This is a genomic window from Fictibacillus phosphorivorans (assembly GCF_001619875.1).
GTDB lineage: Bacteria > Bacillota > Bacilli > Bacillales > Fictibacillaceae > Fictibacillus > Fictibacillus phosphorivorans_B.
In genome coordinates this window covers 713,767-734,780 of the sequence record NZ_LRFC01000023.1, presented here as the reverse complement: position 1 = coordinate 734,780, position 21,014 = coordinate 713,767, and the positions used below count along the sequence as shown (strand labels likewise).

The 21,014-nt window shown below is 38.3% G+C and carries 20 protein-coding genes and 2 tRNA genes; 19 read left to right on the top strand and 3 right to left on the bottom strand.

Features of this window, described 5'->3' with window-relative positions:
• The 3 genes from AWM68_RS13185 to AWM68_RS13175 all read left to right on the top strand — a co-directional run bounded on the left by AWM68_RS13185 (position 1) and on the right by AWM68_RS13175 (position 1,031).
• A tRNA-Ser gene (locus AWM68_RS13185) sits at positions 1-93 on the top strand.
• 39 nt (positions 94-132) lie between these two features.
• Positions 133-208 (top strand) — tRNA-Phe (locus AWM68_RS13180).
• A gap of 211 nt (positions 209-419) precedes the next feature.
• Positions 420-1,031 (top strand): superoxide dismutase, encoded by a 612-nt coding sequence (locus AWM68_RS13175; RefSeq protein WP_066242402.1) that lies wholly within the window; start codon positions 420-422, stop codon positions 1,029-1,031.
• Here the strand turns inward: AWM68_RS13175 and AWM68_RS13170 are convergent, their stop codons facing one another.
• Entirely contained in the window at positions 1,032-1,271 is a 240-nt protein-coding gene (locus AWM68_RS13170; protein ID WP_066242399.1) for a hypothetical protein, read from the bottom strand.
• A 100-nt stretch (positions 1,272-1,371) separates the two neighbouring features.
• Here AWM68_RS13170 and AWM68_RS13165 point away from each other — a divergent pair, with 100 nt between their 5' ends.
• From AWM68_RS13165 to phoU, 7 genes are all read left to right on the top strand, one after another.
• Positions 1,372-2,649, top strand: a complete 1,278-nt coding sequence (locus tag AWM68_RS13165) for an MFS transporter (protein ID WP_066242397.1) — start codon at positions 1,372-1,374, stop codon at positions 2,647-2,649.
• A gap of 122 nt (positions 2,650-2,771) precedes the next feature.
• The gene (locus AWM68_RS13160) at positions 2,772-4,826 is read left to right on the top strand and encodes a penicillin-binding transpeptidase domain-containing protein (protein ID WP_066242394.1); all 2,055 of its coding nucleotides are present in this window, start codon (positions 2,772-2,774) and stop codon (positions 4,824-4,826) included.
• Between the two features lie 231 nt (positions 4,827-5,057).
• Positions 5,058-6,017, top strand: a complete 960-nt coding sequence (locus AWM68_RS13155; RefSeq protein WP_066242392.1) for a PstS family phosphate ABC transporter substrate-binding protein — start codon at positions 5,058-5,060, stop codon at positions 6,015-6,017.
• A gap of 101 nt (positions 6,018-6,118) precedes the next feature.
• Positions 6,119-7,075 carry a phosphate ABC transporter permease subunit PstC gene (gene pstC / locus AWM68_RS13150; protein WP_419865582.1) on the top strand — a complete coding sequence of 319 codons (957 nt, stop codon included), beginning with the start codon at positions 6,119-6,121 and terminating at the stop codon, positions 7,073-7,075.
• The gene (gene pstA, locus AWM68_RS13145; RefSeq protein ID WP_066242389.1) at positions 7,075-7,953 is read left to right on the top strand and encodes a phosphate ABC transporter permease PstA; all 879 of its coding nucleotides are present in this window, start codon (positions 7,075-7,077) and stop codon (positions 7,951-7,953) included. Before pstC ends, pstA begins: the two co-directional genes overlap by 1 nt.
• 22 nt (positions 7,954-7,975) lie before the next feature.
• Positions 7,976-8,785 carry a phosphate ABC transporter ATP-binding protein PstB gene (gene pstB / locus AWM68_RS13140; RefSeq protein ID WP_066242386.1) on the top strand — a complete coding sequence of 270 codons (810 nt, stop codon included), beginning with the start codon at positions 7,976-7,978 and terminating at the stop codon, positions 8,783-8,785.
• Positions 8,786-8,808: 23 nt separating this feature from the next.
• Positions 8,809-9,468 (top strand): phosphate signaling complex protein PhoU, encoded by a 660-nt coding sequence (gene phoU / locus AWM68_RS13135; RefSeq protein WP_066242383.1) that lies wholly within the window; start codon positions 8,809-8,811, stop codon positions 9,466-9,468.
• Positions 9,469-9,515: 47 nt separating this feature from the next.
• On the opposite strand, the gene AWM68_RS13130 is transcribed toward phoU, so the two are convergent.
• Together AWM68_RS13130 and AWM68_RS13125 are read right to left on the bottom strand one after the other, a co-directional pair.
• Positions 9,516-9,986: a hypothetical protein gene (locus AWM68_RS13130; protein ID WP_066242381.1), complete on the bottom strand. Its 471-nt coding sequence runs from the start codon at positions 9,984-9,986 to the stop codon at positions 9,516-9,518.
• A 20-nt stretch (positions 9,987-10,006) separates the two neighbouring features.
• Positions 10,007-10,198, bottom strand: a complete 192-nt coding sequence (locus tag AWM68_RS13125) for a hypothetical protein (protein WP_066242378.1) — start codon at positions 10,196-10,198, stop codon at positions 10,007-10,009.
• Positions 10,199-10,566: 368 nt separating this feature from the next.
• Here AWM68_RS13125 and AWM68_RS13120 point away from each other — a divergent pair, with 368 nt between their 5' ends.
• From AWM68_RS13120 to AWM68_RS21745, 9 genes are all read left to right on the top strand, one after another.
• The gene (locus AWM68_RS13120; RefSeq protein WP_066242375.1) at positions 10,567-11,220 is read left to right on the top strand and encodes a DUF4912 domain-containing protein; all 654 of its coding nucleotides are present in this window, start codon (positions 10,567-10,569) and stop codon (positions 11,218-11,220) included.
• An 11-nt stretch (positions 11,221-11,231) separates the two neighbouring features.
• Positions 11,232-14,033, top strand: a complete 2,802-nt coding sequence (locus AWM68_RS13115) for a 1,4-alpha-glucan branching protein domain-containing protein (protein WP_066242372.1) — start codon at positions 11,232-11,234, stop codon at positions 14,031-14,033.
• Positions 14,033-16,444 carry a sugar phosphate nucleotidyltransferase gene (locus AWM68_RS13110; protein WP_066242369.1) on the top strand — a complete coding sequence of 804 codons (2,412 nt, stop codon included), beginning with the start codon at positions 14,033-14,035 and terminating at the stop codon, positions 16,442-16,444. The genes AWM68_RS13115 and AWM68_RS13110 overlap by 1 nt, the downstream gene beginning before the upstream one ends.
• A gap of 3 nt (positions 16,445-16,447) precedes the next feature.
• Positions 16,448-18,430: a glycoside hydrolase family 15 protein gene (locus AWM68_RS13105; RefSeq protein ID WP_066242364.1), complete on the top strand. Its 1,983-nt coding sequence runs from the start codon at positions 16,448-16,450 to the stop codon at positions 18,428-18,430.
• Positions 18,431-18,530: 100 nt separating this feature from the next.
• Positions 18,531-18,680: a 50S ribosomal protein L33 gene (gene rpmG / locus AWM68_RS13100; RefSeq protein WP_066242361.1), complete on the top strand. Its 150-nt coding sequence runs from the start codon at positions 18,531-18,533 to the stop codon at positions 18,678-18,680.
• A 130-nt stretch (positions 18,681-18,810) separates the two neighbouring features.
• On the top strand, positions 18,811-19,368 hold the full coding sequence (locus tag AWM68_RS13095; protein ID WP_066242358.1) for a 5-formyltetrahydrofolate cyclo-ligase: 558 nt from the start codon (positions 18,811-18,813) through the stop codon (positions 19,366-19,368).
• Positions 19,368-20,153 (top strand): DUF92 domain-containing protein, encoded by a 786-nt coding sequence (locus AWM68_RS13090; protein ID WP_066242356.1) that lies wholly within the window; start codon positions 19,368-19,370, stop codon positions 20,151-20,153. Before AWM68_RS13095 ends, AWM68_RS13090 begins: the two co-directional genes overlap by 1 nt.
• Positions 20,138-20,743 carry a molybdenum cofactor guanylyltransferase gene (locus tag AWM68_RS13085; RefSeq protein ID WP_066242353.1) on the top strand — a complete coding sequence of 202 codons (606 nt, stop codon included), beginning with the start codon at positions 20,138-20,140 and terminating at the stop codon, positions 20,741-20,743. Before AWM68_RS13090 ends, AWM68_RS13085 begins: the two co-directional genes overlap by 16 nt.
• Positions 20,744-20,835: 92 nt before the next feature.
• A complete protein-coding gene (locus AWM68_RS21745; protein WP_197468168.1) occupies positions 20,836-21,012 on the top strand; it encodes a hypothetical protein in 177 nt (58 codons plus the stop codon).
• Positions 21,013-21,014 lie beyond the last annotated feature (2 nt).

Sequence of the window (21,014 nt, the reverse complement as noted above, 5' to 3'; positions counted from 1 at the left end):
GGAGGTATACCCAAGTCCGGCTGAAGGGATCGGTCTTGAAAACCGACAGGGGTTTAACGACCCGCGGGGGTTCGAATCCCTCTACCTCCTCCATTACATATTTTTCAGAGATCCATTCCATATATAAAAAATGGCTCGATAGCTCAGTCGGTAGAGCAGAGGACTGAAAATCCTCGTGTCGGCGGTTCGATTCCGTCTCGAGCCACCATATTATACATATAAACCTTGCGGCGTGCCGTAAGGTTTTTTTATTATTTAAAAAAGGTACAGTGTTTTAAAATTGAAAGTTCGCTATAAATTTGATAAGGTAAACATGTTGAATACTTTCTAAACAAGTAAGTTGATTAAATGGTTTCACTTTTCAAGCTATCTTGAAAATGAACATATAAAACTCTACATATTATAAGGAGGAAATGAACATGGCTAAATTTGAACTGCCTGCATTACCTTATGAAACAAACGCACTTGAACCGCATATCGACAAGGAAACAATGGAGATCCACCACGGTCGCCATCACAAAACATATGTTGATAATTTAAATGCTGCTCTTGAAGGGCAAGCTGAATTAGAAAACAAGAGCTTGGAAGATCTTCTTTCAAACCTTGATGCTCTTCCGCAAAGTATCCAAAATGCTGTTCGAAACAATGGCGGTGGACACGCTAACCACAGTCTTTTCTGGGAAGTGATCGCACCAGGCGGAGCTAACACGCCAACTGGAGAGCTTGCTGATAAAATTAACAGCAAATTCGGAAGCCTGGATGCATTTAAAGAAGAGTTTGCGAACGCTGGTAAAACTAGATTTGGCTCAGGTTGGGCTTGGTTAGTTGTAAACAATGGAGAGCTTGAAGTTACAAGCACACCAAACCAGGATACACCTGTTATGGAAGGTAAGACACCAATCCTAGGGCTTGATGTTTGGGAGCATGCTTACTACTTAAATTATCAAAACAAACGTCCTGATTACATCGCTGCATTTTGGAACGTTGTAAACTGGGATGAAGTTGAAAAGCGTTATAACGAGGCAAAATAATTATTGAAAGCTGCTGGCTTGCCAGTGGCTTTTTATTATGCCCTTGTCATGAATTTCGTAATGATCGGCTAATTTTACTAACATTTCATCAAGGGCTAGATTACCATCACCGAAAGGAACAAAGGATTGAATAACAAATACATTCTTTGATTGAAAATACCAGATAAATTCTTTGTTTAACGTCGTGTTGTCTTCTATTTTTTCATAATCCACAGAATCAAAAATCCAATATTCGAACATCGTATCAGCCCCTTTATACAATAAAAACCAATTATTGAAAATGTGAATAGCCCCTATCGACTTGAAAGACACTAACGACGATATGTAAGGGGGCGAAAACATGAGACTAAAAAAATTCATGGATACCGACCAATACCCTAGAGATTTATTCTTTTTGTTATTTGTAGGCGGTTTATTTACCCTAAGTACCGCTCTTTCTAATACGTTTGTTAACATTTTCTTGTGGAAACAATCTGGGAAAATAACAGACATCGCTTTTTACAATCTTTCCATTGTTGTAATGCAGCCGATCGCTTTCTATTTAGCAGGATGGTTTGCCAAAAAAATTGACCGCGTTATCGTACTCCGAATAGGTGTTTTAATCCTTGCTCTTTTTTATATAGGCGTCCTTTATATGGGTTCGCTGGCGAGCAACTATCTCTTATTATTGGGAGCTATGTTAGGACTGGGTTTAGGATTTTACTGGCTTGCTTTTAATGTACTGACTTTGGAAGTTACCGAACCGGAGACTCGTGATTTTTTTAACGGATATCTAGGTGTACTGAATTCTTTTTCAGGAATGATTGGTCCACTAAGTGCAGGGTATATCATTACTAGAATGGACAAACATGCAGGTTACGAAACAATATTTACGATTTCAATGGTATTGTTTTTAGTGGCAGTAGCAATAAGTTTTTTATTAAAACGAAGAAAAGCGGATGGAAGGTTTGGTATAAGGGAAGTATTGCAGGAACGTAAAGAAGATAGAGCTTGGCAGCAGTTGCTTAGGGCACACTTTTTTCAGGGGTTTCGTGAAGGTACATTCATTTTTTTAATTGTGATATGGGTATATACTGCTTCGAAAAGTGAATTTGCTCTCGGAACTTACGGGTTTGTTCAATCCTTTGTATCTTTTGTTGGCTATTATTGTGTTTCGCATTATTTAAAACCGCAAAAAAGAATGAGAGCGATATTTATTGGAGGATTGTTGCTCTTTATTTCACCTTTTATGCTGCTTTTCCCCGTTTCATTTACACTTCTCGTAATATATGGGGTATCTGTATCAATTGCTTATCCATTGTTATTGGTTCCCTATGTCTCTTTAACGTATGATATTATCGGAAAATGCCGTGGTATTCATGAAAAGAGAATTGAGTATATCGTTGTTCGAGAAATATACCTGAATGCAGGGAGAATTATTTCGATCATTACATTTATCATCGTTGTTAGTCTGCTATCAGAAGAAAAGGGAATTCCTTTATTGCTGCCTATCTTAGGAGCAGGACATTTTTTAATTTATTTTTGCTTAAGAAAAGTTTCTTTCTCTAAAATCAACCCTAAAAAAACAATCGAACTTGCAGAAGTTCAGCAAGACGGAAACAATCCCAATAAACAATAATTATCTTTTGACATCATCGCCTTGATAAGGATACTATTGTTATGTAGATATAATTACCGGTTCGTTTTTGACACCTTTATTTAAAGGTGTCTGTGCTGTTTTAAAGGGAGATTTACAATATTATGAAAACAAAAGACAACAAAAAGAAAAACCATGTACCTATTCGAATCAATGCCCTCTTTCTATCGGTGTTCTTTCTATTTTCCGTTTTGGTTCTTAGACTTGGTTATGTCCAGATCGTAAAAGGTGAAGAATATAAGCGCGATGCTTACTTAACCGAGAATGTTACAACGAAATTGGATGCCCCGCGAGGTAAAATGTTTGATGCCAATTACCGGGTAGTAGTTGATAACGAGCCTGTTTTCTCTATTACATACACAAGAACACAAGAAGCAGATGCAGAACAAAGATACAAATTAGCCTTAAAGTTAGCTGATCTTATAGATAAAGACTTTGAAGAGCTAACCGAACGAGATAAAAAAGACTATTTTATTTTTCTAAATGAAAAAGAAGTTGAATCGAGATTATCTAAAGAAGAGAAAAAAGATACTCCTCCTGAAGAGCTTTATGACCTTATGCTTCAAAAGGTTAAACAAGAAGATATTGATTCTTTTACAGATAAAGAGCTTGAAGTACTTGCAATTAAAAGTGAGATGGATCGTGGTTATACCCTTTCTCCACAGCGAATTAAGGTTGGTGCTTCTGAAAAAGAGATCGCATTGATCAGTGAACATTTGCCTGAACTAGAAGGGGTTGATATAAAACCTGATGCTGAGCGATCTTATCCATACGGTAATTCCTTCAGAGATATCTTTGGTCAAGTAAAACAAATACCAAAATCAAGAATGGATTATTATACCGCACGTGGTAATGACCGTAATGATATGGTAGGGACGAGCTTCCTTGAAGAGCAGTATGAATCTCTCTTACGTGGAACAAAGTCAAAAATTAAGTATGTAACCGATAAAATGGGTAATCCAGTAGGAGATCCTGTAGAAGAAGATGGAGCTAGAGGCAGTGATCTAATTTTGACTGTCGACATGGATCTCCAGCAAGAAGTTGAAAAAGTCGTAGAAGATAAATTAAAAGATGCCATTCGCGGCAAATTTGCCTATGACAACAACAAATTAAACAGTGCTTATGTTGTTATGATGAACCCGAATACTGGGGAAATATTATCGATGGCTGCTAAGAAATATGATAGAAAAACAGGGAAGTTTACAGACATACCATTTGGCAACGTTTATGATTCATATGCGATGGGGTCAACTGTTAAAGGTGCGACTGTCTTAACGGGGCTTAAAGAAGGGGTAATCAAGCCAAATACGATTATCTATGATGCGCCATTAACTTTTGGTGACAGTCGTCCGTTAAAATCACATGAAAATATGGGGCCTGTTGACGCTATTGAAGCACTAGAAAGATCCTCAAACGTATATATGTGGCATATCGCTATGCGTTTAGCGGGATATGATTATTCCAATAAGCGCTTTAAAGAGAACAAAGTACAAGATGCTTTCAATATTTTAAGAAACTCATACAGTCAGTTTGGACTTGGTGTACCAACTGGAATAGATCTTCCCTCTGAAGCGACTGGTTATAACACAGGAATGAGTAATGAACTATCACAAGCGATGTTTTTCTCTATCGGTCAATTTGACACCTATACTCCGATGCAGATGGCACAGTATGTTTCTACTATTGCTAACGGCGGTCTTAGAATGCAGCCGCACCTGTTAAAAGAGGTAAGAGAGCCATCCGTTGATCCAAATAAATTAGGAAAACTTCTCTATCGATTTGAACCGGATGTACTGAATAGAATTGAAATGAAACCAAGTGAAATCGCCGTTGTACAAAAAGGATTCTATGAAGTTATGCACGGAAATGCTGGAACAGCTGCATGGAAGTTCAGGAACAAAGATTATAATCCAGCAGGAAAAACAGGTACAGCTGAAATAGATAAAGCTACTGGTGTTGTAAATAAGACGCTGATCGGATATGCACCTTACGAAAATCCAGAGGTGGCATTTGCAGTTGTAGTACCGAATATAAAAGAAGGTAATACGAACAGTGAAATCGCTGAAGGTGTACTTGATGCTTATTTCTCAATGAAAAAAGAAGGCATTCCAACTAAACCGGGTACTAAAGATAAAGATCAAATCCAAGAATCACGTTAACATAAGCGTGATTCTTTTTTGTATATATAGGTAGCCTTAGTAAAGAATAAGAATGTATTCGTCGATCAACAAGTCTTAACAATACCTTTACAATTCATTAAAACGTAGTTCACATTCAAGGTTTATTGTAGAACATGTAAGAAAGAAACAAGCTTTTAAAAAAGGGTTCATGACCTGAGAGTATTCTCTAACATGAAAAGACGAAAATCATATTTAGGGGGACCTATCAAGATGAAGAAAATGAAGTCTGTGTACCTTTTGGCAGTAATGTCACTAATCCTAGTTTTCGCTGCAGCGTGTGGAAACAAGAGTGAAGATGGAGCTGCTGGCGGCGGAGATCTAAGCGGTAAAATCAAAATCGACGGATCATCCACAGTATTCCCAATTATGGAAGCTGTTTCTGAAGAGTTCCAAGGATCGAATCCTGATGTTCAAGCTCCTGTAGGAGTATCTGGAACTGGTGGTGGATTTGAAAAATTCGTTCGTGGAGAACTTGATCTTGCTAATGCTTCACGCCCGATTAAAGATGAAGAAAAAACAGCTGCTACAGATAAAGGCATTGAGTTTACTGAGTTCGAACTAGCAAAAGACGGTTTGTCAGTAGTTGTACCAAAAGAAAATGATTTTATTGATCACCTTACACTAGATGAACTTAAAAAGATTTTCCTTGAAGAAAAAGCTGCAAAAACGTGGGCTGATGTTCGTGAAGGATGGCCTAAAGAAAAAATCGAAATCTATGCTCCTGGTACAGATTCTGGAACATACGATTATTTTGATGAAGTAATTCTTGAAGAAAAGCCTATGCGTCGTGATGCTCAACTATCTGAAGATGATAACGTACTTGTTCAAGGTGTAACAGGTTCTAAAAACGCTATCGGATTCTTCGGTTATGCATATTACCAAGCTAATAAAGATAAAGTTAAAGCTGTTCCGATCGATGGTGGAAACGGTCCTGTAGAACCAACTCCTGAAACAATCGAATCTGGTGAATACGCACCACTTTCTCGCCCGTTGTTCACTTATGTTAACAACAAATCTCTAAAAGAAAATGAAGCGGTTTATGAGTATATGAAGTTTGCTCTTGAAAATGCAGGTGAACTTGCATCATCTGATTCAATCGGGTATGTATCACTTCCGAAAGAAAAGTACGAAGAGCAAATGAAAAAGCTTGATGAGCTTGCAGGTAAATAAGAATTTCTTATGGAATAACTTAGGAAAATAATAAAGGGTGAGGAGCGAGAGATCTCCTCACCTTTCACCTGTTTAGTATTGTCGAATTATAGGAGGTCTTGTTGGTGTCCAGAGATAAAACAAACCAAAAATCAATCCGCTCTATGATTCAGGAGAATAAATCTTCAAGAAGTCAATCGGCGGTAATGGAAAAGGTAGTTCCAAAAATCTTTTTAATTTGTGCTATTATATCTATTTTTACAACGTTAGGCATCGTATTTACTTTGTTAACAGAAACATTTACGTTTTTCAGCAGAATTTCAATTGTTGAATTTTTCACGAATACTCGGTGGTTTCCTTTTACTTCTGACGAAAATGCAGACTACGGGATTATTGCTCTCGTTTTGGGAACATTGACCGTTACAGCCATTGCGATGGTTGTTGCCATCCCTGTAGGTCTTGCTGTAGCTATATATTTAAGTGAGTATGCATCAGCAAAAACGAGAAAGATGATTAAACCAATTCTTGAAGTTTTAGCTGGAATCCCAACGATTGTTTACGGATTCTTCGCGCTCACATTTGTAACACCTTTATTAGATAAAATTATTCCAGGCGGCATTTCGATCTTTAATGCTTTAAGCCCGGGAATTGTGGTAGGAATAATGATCATCCCTATGATTGCATCGTTATCAGAGGATGCTATGAATGCTGTACCAAACGCTATGAGAGAAGGGGCTATGGCTTTAGGAGCAACACGGTTTGAAGTTGCCATCAAAGTTGTTTTGCCTGCTGCACTATCTGGGGTAATTGCTTCATTTGTTCTAGGTATCTCAAGAGCAATTGGTGAGACAATGATCGTAACCATTGCTGGTGGATCTAGGCCGACTGCCGATATTAATGTCACAGAATCCATTCAAACGATGACGGCTTATATCGTTCAAGTCAGCCAGGGTGATACAGGATATGGAACTACGATTTATTACAGTATCTATGCTGTAGGTATGACGTTATTTGTATTTACGTTAATTATGAATTTACTTGCTCAATTTATTTCCCGCAAGTTTAGGGAGGAATATTAATGGGTTTAATTAATAAAGAGTCTGTTAAAAAGAAAATGGGGAGCAGAATAGCAGCGAACGGCTTTGCTAAATTCCTGTTTATCCTTGCAACATGCTTCTCCCTGCTTGTATTAGGCGTTTTGATCTATAGAATCCTAACAGAAGGATTACCTTATTTAAGTCTAGACTTTATTACGAATTTCGCATCTAGGATGCCTGAACGAGCTGGTATTTGGGCAGCGCTCTTAGGTACCATCTGGATTATGGCGGTTACGGCGCCTGTTTCATTTATTCTTGGTGTTGGAACGGCTATCTATTTAGAAGAATATGCGAAGAAAAATGCGTTCACAAAATTTGTTCAGATAAATATCTCTAACTTAGCTGGTGTTCCATCGATTGTTTTCGGGTTGCTGGGACTTACAATCTTTGTCCGTCTAGCTGGACTCGGATCGAGTGTGCTGGCCGGTGGACTAACAATGAGTTTATTGATTCTTCCTGTTATTGTTGTTGCTTCTCAAGAAGCGATCAGAACCGTTCCGAGAGAAATTCGGGAAGCTTCATTTGGCATGGGTGCTACAAAATGGCAAACCATTAGAAGAATTGTGTTTCCTGCCGCGCTTCCTGGTATTTTGACTGGTACGATCTTAGCCCTATCTCGTGCAGTGGGGGAAACTGCACCTTTACTAGTATTAGGTGCACTAGCATATGTTGCATTTGTTCCAGAAAATTTATTCTCACAGTTTACGGTACTGCCTATCCAGCTCTACAACTGGACGAGCAGACCTCAAGAAGAGTTCCATATGCTCGCAGCGAGTGGAATCATAATCTTGATGATCATCTTGCTGATCATGAATTCAATCGCTGTATTTATTCGAAATAAGTTTCATAAGCGCTTCTAACAGAGAGAAGGAGGACAAAAACATGGATATTACAATTAATAAACAATTGGTACAAAAAGGAGAAAAAGATCAGGATTTCACACCTGTCTTTAATATAAACAATTTAAACTTATGGTATGGACAAGATCATGCATTAAAGGATATTAAATTTGATATACCTGAAAAACAAGTTACTGCAATCATTGGGCCATCAGGGTGTGGGAAATCAACGTTTATTAAAACGTTGAACAGAATGGTTGAAATGGTTCCCATTGTTCGTATGTCCGGGGAAATTGTTTACAGAGATAAAAATATCTTTGATCCTAAATACGGTGTAGAAGAACTTCGTACACAAGTAGGTATGGTATTTCAAAAGCCGAATCCGTTTCCTAAATCCATTTATGACAATGTGGCTTATGGACCGCGCATACATGGGATCAAAAACAAAAAAGTATTAGATGAAGTTGTTGAAAAAAGCTTAAGAGGCGCAGCGATTTGGGATGAAGTTAAAGATCGTCTCAATGAGAATGCATATGGTTTATCAGGAGGACAGCAGCAGCGTTTATGTATTGCGCGTTGTCTTGCGATTGAACCAGATGTAATCTTGATGGATGAACCAACATCTGCTCTTGATCCAATTTCGACTTTAAAAGTTGAAGAGCTTGTTCAAGAACTGAAAAAAGATTACAGCATTGTTATCGTTACACATAATATGCAGCAAGCAGCTCGTATTTCAGATCGTACAGCATTCTTCCTTAATGGGGAAGTTGTAGAGTATACAGATACAAGCACATTGTTCTCGAATCCTTCAGATAAGCGAACGGAAGATTATATTACAGGACGATTTGGCTAAAAAAAAGAATAGGAGTGAGATAAATGGTTGTTCGTGAAAATTTTCAGCTTCAATTAGAAGAAATGAAACAAGCAATTGTCCAAATATCTAAACTTACTGAGGAAGCGTTAGAACTTTCTGTCGATGCATTAAAAAATCAAGATCTGGATAAAGCCCTGCAGATTATTGAAAATGACAACCGTATTAATGTACTTGAAGATGAAATAAACGATATGGCGATTTTATTGATTGCAAAACAAGCTCCAGTTGCTTCGGATTTACGGAGAATTATTGCTGCCATCAAGATTTCATCCGATATTGAAAGAATGGCAGATTTTGCAGTAAATATTGCAAAATCTACGATTCGGATCGGAAAAGAAGAACTTATCAAACCACTGGAAGAACTACCTAAGATGGCTCATCATGCCATTAATATGCTAAGAACTGCGACAAAAGCATACATTGATGAAGATGTTGCTTTGGCAAAAGAACTTGGTGAACTTGATGATTTTGTTGATGAAACATACGGAAAGATCATTAAAGAGTTGTTAGAACTCATGACTCAGCATCCTGAGCAGCTTTCTCAGATCAGTCAATTATTGTTTGTATGCAGATATATTGAACGTACTGCAGATCATGCTACAAATATTGCAGAAAGCATTATCTTCTTAGTCAAAGGAAAAAGATACGGATTGAATGATTAAATATAGAAAGAGCAAGCGCAGGGCGCTTGCTCTTTTTTTATGTACAATTATGAACTTGTAATCTCTTTAGCGATCTCATCAAAGTTCATGTTGCTGTTTACTTGATGAGCTTCAGCTCTAACGGCACCTTCTAGGTTGTTAGAACGTAAATACTTTAAAAACTCTTTGCTGTCTTTAATGATATTCCCTTTTTGTAAAAGGTCACAGACTTCACCCGTTGTCATTCCTTGGGTGATAGTCAAAGTCATTTGAAATACTTTTTCTTCCTCTTCTTTTACAGGAGCAGCCTTTGGTTCTTCCTTAGCTGCAGGAACTAGAGCAGCAGTTTGTGTTTCTTTTAATGCCGTAAATTCGTCTTTTGAAATTGCAATTTCGCCTTTTTCAGAAAGATATTGAGATACCGTTTCCTCTGTTAACACAGAATCTGTATCTGTATCCGCTGTATAATAAAAACCAGCTAAAATACCAGTTGAAAGAATAATACCTGCTGAAAATCCGCGAAGGTTTTTGCTTGTCATACTCATTTCCCCTCACAAATTTAGTTCTTATCGTTAATCATCATTTCATCTTCAAGAACTTTTAACTTCTTTTTAACTTGATAGATTTCTTTCATTAGCTGAATCGTGAAATTTTCCAGCTGAGTTTCAACTGAGTTCTCACGATTTTTTCTAAAGGAAAGAATCAAAAGAATAACACCTACAAGTAACAATCCAAAAATAGCAAACTCCATAAAATCCTCCCTAAAATAAAGCTATACACTTTACTTTTATAACATAGTATTTGCCTATGGTATAGGCTTTTTCGTAAAGATTTACACAAATTGCTACAATTCGACTATTTTCTTACAAAGCACACTTGCGGTGTTAAGTTAATTCGGTTCAACATTGGCGTTTTTTGTCCTACTTTGTCAATTTGACAGAATAATCTGACGAGGAAACCGATTTCAAAAACTTTACATATGCAAAAATCTCAAGTGGGGCATGGAAGCGCCATTTTTCGACTTTTTTGACACATTGTATATAAAAATATACGGTGATACGATTAATAAAAATGAGGTATAAAACTAAGTTTATTAGAATAATTGATTAGGATGAGGTGATGAACTTGATCGAAGATATTGTGAAGTTAAAGGAAAAAGGTCTTACGCTGCAAGAGATCGCACAAAGGATGAACATGTCTTTAGGAAAGGTTCAATACCGCTGGAATAAATACCGCCAGCAGCAAACGCCATTACATCATGATCTTCCTCCTGAAGCCGTAGCCGTTAAACAGAAGGAAAAATGGTCGATGCCATATGAATATGAAGAAGACATTGTGTGTCTAATGCCGCGAACTTCTGATAGTTTGTATGCCTATTGGAGTCTCACAGAAGCCATCGAGCAGATGGCAGAACATCATTTCCGGACAAAGTGGGAGGAACTTCCTTCTGTATTGAAAGTTTATGATGTGACGGATATTAACTTCTTTGGACATAATGCACACCGTACATTTGAAGTAGAGCTTCCTCCAATGACTAATAATTGGTTTCTTCAATCATTAGAACCAGGCAGAACCTATATTGTGGATATTGGAACACGCACTTTTGATGGAAGTTTTTTTACACTTCTGCGTTCAAATCCTGCTGAAACAAGTCCTGATCCTTATAACAGTTTACATGATGAAAAGATAGAACGATGGAAACATCAGGATGTAAGCCAACCTGAATGGCTGGAGAACTTTTCAACCTATTCGTACTATCAAAAAATTAGATAGGAGAGTAAAACATGTCTAACGGGTATTTTTCATTGGTCTTGCACGCTCACCTTCCTTATGTGAGACATAAAGAAGCAAATCGTTTAGAGGAAAGATGGGTATTTGAGGCACTTACTGAGACATACATCCCGTTATTGTGGGTACTCGAAGAACAGCCTGAATACTTGTCTTGGACACTATCCTTTTCACCGCCACTTCTAGAACTATTAAACGATCCTGTGATACAGAAACGATACTTAGAACATTTAGATCTAACGATGAAACTTGTTCAGAAAGAAAAGAAACAGTCTACACAGCCGGAAGAACAAGCCGTCATTCAGTTTTATGAAGAGCGTTATAAAAAAATCATGGAAACGTACCAAAAATATGACTGTAAGATTACGAATGCGTATAAACAATTTATGGACCAGGGGAAGGTAAACTGTATTACATCTGCCGCTACCCACGCCTTCCTTCCTTACATCGAAACAGAGCAGGGCATAAAAGCTCAAATTCTTTCAGGTGTTCATACGTTTGAAAAGTACTTTAATGAAAAACCTAAAGGGTTTTGGCTTCCAGAATGCGCATACTCTCCTGGAGTAGATAAAGTATTAGCTGAAGCAGGGATTCGTTATACATTTGTTGATGAAGAAACGCTGTTAAGAAGCAAGCCTGTTCCTTCTAAAGGGATTGGAGCACCTGTATATTCTCCGCATGGAGTGGCATTGTTCTCAAGAAATCAATGTATTTCTGAAACAATTTGGAACTCATCAGTTGGATACCCCGGAGATTATGACTATCGTGAGTTTTATCGTGATGTAGCTTATGAGCGTGATTATGAGTACATTAAGAGTTTCATACATCCTGATGGTATAAGGGTTGATACTGGATTAAAGTATTGGCGTATCACGGGAAAAACAGAAAATAAAGATTGGTATCAAAGAGATTGGGCTTTAAACAAACTGCATCAGCATGCTTTTGATTTCTGTCACCGAATTACAGATTATCTACATATGAACAAACAATCATATCCTCCTCAGCTTATAACTGCACCATTTGACGCAGAACTATTTGGACACTGGTGGTTTGAAGGACCGGAATTTTTACTTCAAGCAATGAAAAATTCAATTGACCAAGACATCACATGGATTACACCTCAAGAATTTTTAAACAGACACTATCAAGACCTAGAAACCGTGAGACCCAGTTTTTCAACATGGGGAAAAAATCAAACAGGTGAAGTATGGCTAAACGAGACGAACGCTTGGATGTATAGACACTTGCATCATTGCGAAAGAAAGCTAGTTCAGCTTGCCGCTCATCTTTCAAACGGCAAAGGAAACATTGTCGTTGAACGCTACGCAAATCAAATGGTAAGAGAATGGATGCTTGCTGCTAGTTCAGATTGGGCTTTTATTATTGAAGGCAATAGTGCATCACAGTATGCAAAGAACCGTTTCCAGCAGCACATTGAAAGATTTCATGAACTGAATCATTCGATCAATAACCAAAGCTACAATCCGGAAGAAATTTCTGACTACGAAAATGAATTTCCTTTTCTTATGACAGATCTCTGGCAATTCTTTAAAAACCCGCACGATGAATACGTTGAAGCCCACTATAACAAGAAAACGGCCAGCAAAAAGAAAATTTTAATGCTATCTTGGGAATTTCCTCCGATGGTAGTAGGCGGTTTAGCAAGACATGTGTTTGATCTGTCTAGGAAGTTGGTAGAACAAGGTTCTGAGGTTTATGTTGTAACTTCTTCTGTTGAGGGTTATCCAGAACATGAAGTCAATAATGGTGTTCATGTTTACAGAGTTGCAGGCAAACAGCCGAATTTCGAATCGTTCTTTCACTGGACCGGAAGTTTGAATATGGCGATGGTTGAACAAGCGGTTGGTCTTGCTAAAAAGTTTGATTTTGATTGTATACACGCACATGATTGGCTCGTTTCAGTTGCGGCTCTGGCTATTAAGAAAAAACTTGATATTCCTCTTATCACTACAATTCATGCAACTGAGCATGGAAGGAATAATGGAATTACATCACCGCTACAATATGAGATCAACCAAAAAGAATGGGAACTCATGGATGGATCGGACAGCCTTATTGTATGCAGCAAATACATGAAATCTGAATTAACCGATGTCTTTAGCATTCCAGAAGAGAAGATTACGATTCTTCCAAATGGCATTGATCCTGAACAGATTGTTAATCATTCAGAAATAGCTTTTGAAGATCAAACCATTAGTGATCAAGACCTTCTTTTGTTCTCAGTTGGAAGACTAGTAAAAGAAAAAGGATTCCAAACGATCGTCGAAGCTGCAGAGATTTTAAGAAACAATGGAAAGCGTGTAAAATTCGTTATTGCTGGAAAAGGCCCATTGTTTGATGAACTAAAAGAAATGATTAGTCAAAAACATTTAGAAGAATTTGTTCATCTTGCAGGATTTGTGAGCGATGAAGAAAGAAATGAGTGGTTTGCTAGAGCAGATGCTGCATTGTTCCCGAGTCATTATGAACCGTTTGGCATTGTAGCGCTTGAAGGCATGGCTGCCGGAAAGCTGACCATCGTATCAGATACCGGTGGATTAAGGGAGATTATTGATCATGAGAAAACAGGCTTAAAGGTTTATCCAAACGATCCGAATAGTATTGTTTGGGCAGTTGAGTTCATTCTATCTAATCGTGATCGATGTAAAGAGATTGCCCAAAAGGGTGAAGAAATTGCGAGAACCGTGTTCAGCTGGAATTCTATTGCAGAAAAAACCGCTGAATTATATGAAGGATCACATAAAAAAAATACATCAAAAGTGGGAGGAATCGTGTAATGAAGGGTGTAATTATGGCAGGTGGAAAAGGAACACGCTTAAGACCTCTTACATGCAATATGCCAAAACCAATGGTACCAATGCTTCATAAACCTGTAATGGAATATGGAATTGAACTTCTTAAGAAATTTGGTATTACAGATATTGCTGTTACCGTCCATTATTTGCCGGATGCCATTAAAAACTATTTTGGAAACGGCCGTGACTTTGGTGTTAACCTTCATTATTTTGTGGAAGACTCCCCGCTCGGAACAGCAGGTTCGATTAAAAATGCTGAGGAATTTCTAGATGAGCGGTTTATTGTAATCAGCGGTGATGCTTTAACAGACTTTAATCTTGCTAAAGGAATTGAATTTCATGAAGAAAACAATTCTTTGGCTACGATTTTCATGAAACAAGTAGATTCCCCTCTGGAATATGGTGTCATCATGACAAATCAAGAAGGAAAGATTATTCGTTTTCTAGAGAAGCCAAGCTGGAATGAAGTATTCAGTGATACGGTAAATACAGGGATTTATGTATTAGAGCCGGAAGTATTTAACTACATTGAAAAGGATGTTCCAGTCGATTTTAGTAAAGATCTTTTTCCTTTACTAATGAAAGAAGATAAAAACCTGTTTGGGTACCAAGCAGAAGGATACTGGTCTGATATTGGAAGTCTGCAGCAGTACCGCCAATCGCATTACGATATGTTAAACGGACTAGTGAATCTTCCGTTCTCTGGAAAAGAGCACGAACCAGGCATTTGGGTCGGTGAAAATGTTTTTATCGAAGACGGCGCGATCATTGATGCACCTGTAAGTATCGCCGATGGAGCAGTTATCAGAAAGGGTGCACATATCGGGAAATTATCTGTGGTCGGAAAGAATAGTGTTGTCAGCACTGGAAGTTCCTTAAAGAAGACGGTCTTATGGAACGATGTATTTGTAGGTGATCAGTGTGAATTAAGAGGAGCTACGATCGCAAACGGTACGAAAGTAGAAAAAGATGCTTCTGTATTTGAACATGCAGTAGTCGGCAATCATTGTACGATCGGAAGAAACGCAACACTTAAACCTGATGTGAAAATTTGGCCAGAAAAAGAAATCTTTGAAGAAGCACTTGTTCATACTTCTATCGTGTGGGGGAAAAAGGCAACAAAATCACTGTTCGGGTCTAGAGGAGTATCGGGGATTGCTAACGTAGAAATTACGCCGGATTATATTGCACGACTCGCTTCAGCATATGGGGCTGTTCTTCCTTATGGATCACAGATCATCATAGCAAGTGATTCCCACGATTTCTCGGTTATGATCAAGCAGTCCTTTATCCAGGGTCTCCATTCATCAGGCGTACATACGCTTGATATCAGTCCTACGGTTGCGCCTGTTGTTCGTTTTTCGATCGAAGAAGAACGTTTAGAAGGTGGAGTATATGTAAGGTTCTCAAACCCTACAGGAGAAAAGCAGTTGATGATCGAGTTTTATGATAATAAAGGGCTTCCGATTCACTCTGATCTTGAAAGAAAGATCGAAAATGCGTATTGGCAGGAAGATTATCGCCGTGCTTCATTCGACCGAATCGGTAAAGGTGCTGTTCAAGCGAACAAACACGAAGATTATATATCTGCTCTACTAGAAGAAATACAAGAAAAAGGGATTCAAGAAGCCAAGTTTCGTGTTGTAGTCAATTACAATCATCAACCCTATTTAAACTTTATTCCTAACCTTTATAACCGTTTAAACTGTGAGATCTTAACAGCTCCATATCAAACAAAGCCTGAGGAAATGGCATCCTTTGTAAGAGTAACAAATGCCAATATCGGTGTTCTGATTGGAGAAGCGGGGGAAACATTGCGTCTTATTACCGAGACAGGTGAAGTGCTTGATGAAGAGACGATGCTCGCTCTATATGTATTTACAGCATTTTCACAAGGCAAGCAAAAAGAGATGGCAATTCCTGTTTATGGATCGTCAGCGCTAGACTCTATCGCTGAACGTTTAAAGGGGAAATTAATTAGAACAAAAGCTAACCCTAGATCGATTATGGAAGTTGGGAAAGGTGTTCTAAATTACCAATATGATGCTCAATATGCTTTTGTTCATATTTTAGAAATTATGGCAATGCAAAAGATCACTCTATCTGAACTCGTAAAGATGCTTCCAGATGTGCATATGCTAAGAGAATATGTACCGTGTCCAAAAGACAAGAAGGGAAGAGTGATGCGAAGACTGATGGAGGACATTCGAGATAATAATGTAGAGTTGCTCGATGGAATCAAAGTCTTTCATCCAGAGGGCGGTTGGACGCTCATATTGCCAGATGTGGAACAGCCTGTATTTACAGTTTATTCACAGAACAAAGACCCTGAACAAGCGAAACAAGCTGCATCACAATATATCGAAAAAATACAGTTATATCAGCAGGTGTAATGTATGCCAAGACATTTGGTTTTAGGTAACGGAAATTTGTTAATCAATTTAGATGAGCATTTGCAGATCAGAGACATCTATTATCCTTACGTCGGTCAGCAAAATCATGTGCAAGGGCATGTTAACCGCTTAGGAGCCAGTATTAATGGCTCCTTTTCTTGGCTTTCATCAAAAGAATGGACGATAGAGCCCGGCTATCACAATGACTCACTTGTAACTCTTTCCTATGCAAGGAACAATAAAGAAGGTGTGACCCTTAAAATAGAAGACGCCGTTCATCAAAGAGAAAACATGTTTATGCGCAGAATCACCGTTAATAACGAGTCGTATGAGGAAAAAAGGATTAAACTCTTTTTTCACCAGGACCTTTCTATTTATGAAAATGAAGTTGGGGATACCGCTTATTACGATCCGGAAAAATCAGTGATTATCCACTATAAAAAGAATCGGTACTTTTTGTTTACCGCTTCTTTTGACCAAAGAGGGATAGACCAGTATACAACAGGTGTCAAACGATTCTTAAGTGCTGAAGGAACATGGAAAGATGCAGAGGATGGTCACCTGCATGTGAACCCGATCGCACAGGGATCAGTAGATAGCACGTTTTCAGTAGAAGGAATTGTTCCTCCACATGGACAATGTGACGCTTATTATGCATTAACCGTTGGCAAGAGCAGAGAAGAAGTGTTTTCGCTTTATGATTATCTCATGGAGATCGGACCTTCTTTAACGTTAGATAAAATCGATGTCTATTGGCGGAGATGGGTGAATAAAACGAAAGTTAACCCTTGTAATCTCTCTGATAAACTCCTGAATTTATATAACCGCAGTTTACTCATCATCCGTACTCAAACGAACGAGAACGGATATATTATAGCTGCTAATGATTCCGATATTCAGCACTATAATCGAGACCATTATAGCTATATGTGGCCAAGAGACGGTGCTTTGGTAGCAGCAGCGGTTGCAAAGGCCGGATTTCACGGCATGGTAAAAAACTTTTATCGCCGGTGTGCGGATGTTTTAACAAAAGAAGGCTATCTTCATCACAAATATAACCCGGATGGATCGATTGGATCGTCTTGGCATCCGATGATCAACAAAGATGGGGTCAGTCAGCTGCCCATTCAGGAAGATGAAACTGCTCTTGTTCTGTGGGCGTTTTGGGAGCATTACAAAGAAACAGGAGATATTGAGTTTGCCCAGTCTCTTTATCGATCACTTGTTAGACCGAGTGCGAGATTTTTGCTTCAATATATGCAAGATGAGCTAGATCTTCCTATGCCATCATATGATTTATGGGAAGAAAGAAGAGGGATCTTTACCTTTACAGCTAGCAGTGTATATGGAGGTCTAATGGCTGCTCATTCATTCGCTACATTATTTGGTGAAGATGACCGTGCAGAACGTTATAAAAAGGGTGCAGATCGTATAAAAGCAGGTATGGAAAAACATTTGTACGATGAAGAAGCAGGCAGATTTTTACGAGGCATCTACTTATTAGATGATAATGCGTATAAAAAAGACTTTACCATGGAATCCAGTATGTATGCTCTCTTTGCATTCGGTGTCTATTCGGCAGATGATGAACGCGTTGTTCGAACGATGCATCAGATGAATGAAGAGTTAAGCATTAAGTCAGGTGTAGGCGGCATCGCAAGATATACGAATGATTATTACTTTCAGCAAACGCATGATATGGCAAGAGCTCCAGGGAATCCTTGGCTGATCTGTACACTCTGGCTTGCAAAATGGCATATTCAATGTGCCAAATCACTTCAAGATTTAGAGCGTCCTCATGAAATTTTGCGCTGGGTACAGCAGCATAGCTTTTCTACAGGTGTTTTACCTGAACAGCTTCATCCATTTACTGGTGAAGCCTTGTCTGTGGCGCCTTTAACATGGTCTCATGCCACATATGTCGATGTTTTGAAAGAATATACAAAAGTCTACGAGAAACTTTCGCAAAACTCACTTGCTCGTTAGAAAAGAATTTGTTATCATGTTATGGTATGGTTTAATAGAGAATAATGACTGTTAGTAACCATGATAATGTACTTTGGTAAAGATGTGGAGGGAAACAACAATGCGTGTAAACATTACTTTAGCTTGTACTGAAACTGGTGATCGTAACTACATCACTACTAAAAACAAGCGTACGAACCCAGACCGTTTAGAGCTTAAAAAATACAGCCCGCGTTTAAAGAAATACACAGTTCACCGTGAAACGAAGTAATTTCACATAGAAACGCCTGAGACCCATGCAAATGAGGGATCAGGCGTTTTTTCATTCTCAAAAAAATTTCTATCCATAGATAGCTGCGTGATATGATAAATACATCACTTTACATAGAGGTGTTTTTTAGATGAACAAATCTGAATGGCGAAAAAAGATTAAACAAGAATTGCTCCATACAAGTGAGGAAGATCGGATTACCAAAAGTAAAGCGATCTCTAATCAACTATTTGATACAACAGAATGGAGAAAAGCACAAAGTATCGGAATTACTGTATCAAGAAAATTCGAATTAGATACGGCAAATATTATCAAGAGGGCTTGGGAAGAAGGAAAGAAAGTCGGTGTTCCTAAGTGTTATTCTGCAGATAAACAAATGGAGTTTAGAGAAATACGTTCATATGAACAGCTTGAAAATGTCTATATGGATTTATATGAACCCAAAAAGGATGAGACTCCTCTTATTCCTTCAGAACAAATAGACTTAATCATCGTTCCTGGACTCGTGTTTGATAAGACAGGATATAGGATCGGATATGGCGGCGGTTATTATGATCGTTACTTATATGCGTATAGCGGTCAGAAGATTTCACTTGCTTACACCTTTCAAACGACAGATAAACTTCCGCATGAAGAATTTGATATTCCAGTTGACCAAATTATTACGGAAGATGGACGTTTTATTTAATGGAAATCATTATCGGAGGCATTGCTTTACTCTCTTTATTATCTGCACGACTTAAATGGCTTACGATTTTGGCAAGTGTAACAGCTTTCTTGATGGGTTTAATCATTTTTTTAGCTTTTAACTGGCAAGGGCTAGTAATTTTAGGCATGTTTTTTATCACTTCTACCTTATTAACTAAGTGGAAAAGAGATTTAAAGCGAGACGAAAAAGCATTTCATATAGAGGAAAAGAAGGGAAGGTCAGCCGGACAAGTTCTTGCTAATGGGGGTGCTGCTCTCCTTGCTGCAGCATGTCACATTGCAGTTCCAGACCCGGTTTGGCTGATACTGTTCACTGCAGCTTTTGCGACAGCCACTGCTGATACATGGGCATCGGAAATCGGTGTTTTATCAAAGAAGAAACCTTTCCATATAAAAATGTGGAAGACAGTAGATCGTGGGCTATCTGGAGCGATTTCACCTTTAGGTACTTTTGCCGCTTTTGCTGGTGCATTTTTAATTGGATTTTGTTTTTATCTTCTTTTTGACACATCCTTTCTTGTTGCATTATGTGTTGCTGTCTCTGGCTTCGTTGGCAACCTAGCTGACACGGTCTTTGGAGCCTGGTTTGAACAAAAGTTCATTTGCTCAAAGTGTAAGAAGGAAACCGAGAGCCGCGTACATTGTGGAGTTAAAACAGCAAGAATATATGGAGTTTTTTGGGTATCAAACAACGTTGTGAATTTTACTTCAACTTTAATCGGTGGAATGATTGCGGGAGTGCTGTATTTATGGATAAACAAATGACTTGTGTAGGCGTTGTTTTAGCAGGGGGTGAATCTCGGCGGTTTGGAAGCCCGAAAATGTTTGCTAAATGGAATAGCAAGACTTTTTTTGAGCATTCGTTTGATCCGATCGCGCCTTTTTCAGATAGCCTTTTAGCTGTAGTACGGGAAGAATGGATAGAAGCACTACATTCATGCAATACATATGGAGCTAAACTCATTTCAGATAGCGATTCTTTTAAAGGAAAGGGTCCCTTAGCAGGTATCTACAGTGCGATGATAACAAAAAAAGCGGATTATTACTTGGTCTCACCTTGTGACATGCCGAGAATGAGCAGCAGTATGTATAAAAAATGGCTGACAATTGCGATGAACCATCCAGATTATGAGTGTGTTGTTCCTATTCGGAAAGGGAGAGTATATCCCCTTAACGGTATATATAAGCGAACTTGTCTGCCTGATATAGAAACTTGTTTAACGGATCATGTATACAAGGTCTTAAGTTTGCTGAAACGTAAAAACACCCATTATGTAGAAATTTGCGAAGATGAAGAGTACTTTTTTAACAATGTGAACACAAAAGAAGAGCTTTTGAAATTAACGGATTCATGAAGGTTCGAAAAAAAACAGCGGCATATTGTCAAATTCAATGACGCATAAAATGCGAAAATAAGACAGAAAGTAGTAGCAAGGAGGTTTTTTATATGAAAGGGTTTGTGATTAAAAGTTTTTTGATATTCCTTGCTATTATGCTTGGCTACAGAATGAGATATCGCATGATGAATATGGCTCTTGGTCAACCGTTAATCCGCAGATTCTTAGTCGGAAGCGCCATGTCTTTTCCCGGATTGCGCTCTAAAATGATGGACGAACTTATTTAGTT

What these genes read in the sequence shown, in the direction of transcription:
- AWM68_RS13110 (WP_066242369.1), top strand. Translation starts at nt 14,033, where the DNA reads ATGAAGGGTGTAATTATGGCAGGTGGAAAAGGAACACGCTTAAGACCT.
- AWM68_RS13120 (WP_066242375.1), top strand. Translation starts at nt 10,567, where the DNA reads ATGAACTTGATCGAAGATATTGTGAAGTTAAAGGAAAAAGGTCTTACG.
- AWM68_RS21745 (WP_197468168.1), top strand. Translation starts at nt 20,836, where the DNA reads ATGAAAGGGTTTGTGATTAAAAGTTTTTTGATATTCCTTGCTATTATG.
- AWM68_RS13085 (WP_066242353.1), top strand. Translation starts at nt 20,138, where the DNA reads ATGGATAAACAAATGACTTGTGTAGGCGTTGTTTTAGCAGGGGGTGAA.
- AWM68_RS13175 (WP_066242402.1), top strand. Translation starts at nt 420, where the DNA reads ATGGCTAAATTTGAACTGCCTGCATTACCTTATGAAACAAACGCACTT.
- AWM68_RS13095 (WP_066242358.1), top strand. Translation starts at nt 18,811, where the DNA reads ATGAACAAATCTGAATGGCGAAAAAAGATTAAACAAGAATTGCTCCAT.
- AWM68_RS13170 (WP_066242399.1), bottom strand. Translation starts at nt 1,271, where the DNA reads ATGTTCGAATATTGGATTTTTGATTCTGTGGATTATGAAAAAATAGAA.
- AWM68_RS13125 (WP_066242378.1), bottom strand. Translation starts at nt 10,198, where the DNA reads ATGGAGTTTGCTATTTTTGGATTGTTACTTGTAGGTGTTATTCTTTTG.
- AWM68_RS13115 (WP_066242372.1), top strand. Translation starts at nt 11,232, where the DNA reads ATGTCTAACGGGTATTTTTCATTGGTCTTGCACGCTCACCTTCCTTAT.
- rpmG (WP_066242361.1), top strand. Translation starts at nt 18,531, where the DNA reads ATGCGTGTAAACATTACTTTAGCTTGTACTGAAACTGGTGATCGTAAC.
- pstB (WP_066242386.1), top strand. Translation starts at nt 7,976, where the DNA reads ATGGATATTACAATTAATAAACAATTGGTACAAAAAGGAGAAAAAGAT.
- AWM68_RS13155 (WP_066242392.1), top strand. Translation starts at nt 5,058, where the DNA reads ATGAAGAAAATGAAGTCTGTGTACCTTTTGGCAGTAATGTCACTAATC.
- AWM68_RS13090 (WP_066242356.1), top strand. Translation starts at nt 19,368, where the DNA reads ATGGAAATCATTATCGGAGGCATTGCTTTACTCTCTTTATTATCTGCA.
- AWM68_RS13160 (WP_066242394.1), top strand. Translation starts at nt 2,772, where the DNA reads ATGAAAACAAAAGACAACAAAAAGAAAAACCATGTACCTATTCGAATC.
- phoU (WP_066242383.1), top strand. Translation starts at nt 8,809, where the DNA reads ATGGTTGTTCGTGAAAATTTTCAGCTTCAATTAGAAGAAATGAAACAA.
- AWM68_RS13105 (WP_066242364.1), top strand. Translation starts at nt 16,448, where the DNA reads ATGCCAAGACATTTGGTTTTAGGTAACGGAAATTTGTTAATCAATTTA.
- pstA (WP_066242389.1), top strand. Translation starts at nt 7,075, where the DNA reads ATGGGTTTAATTAATAAAGAGTCTGTTAAAAAGAAAATGGGGAGCAGA.
- AWM68_RS13165 (WP_066242397.1), top strand. Translation starts at nt 1,372, where the DNA reads ATGAGACTAAAAAAATTCATGGATACCGACCAATACCCTAGAGATTTA.
- AWM68_RS13130 (WP_066242381.1), bottom strand. Translation starts at nt 9,986, where the DNA reads ATGACAAGCAAAAACCTTCGCGGATTTTCAGCAGGTATTATTCTTTCA.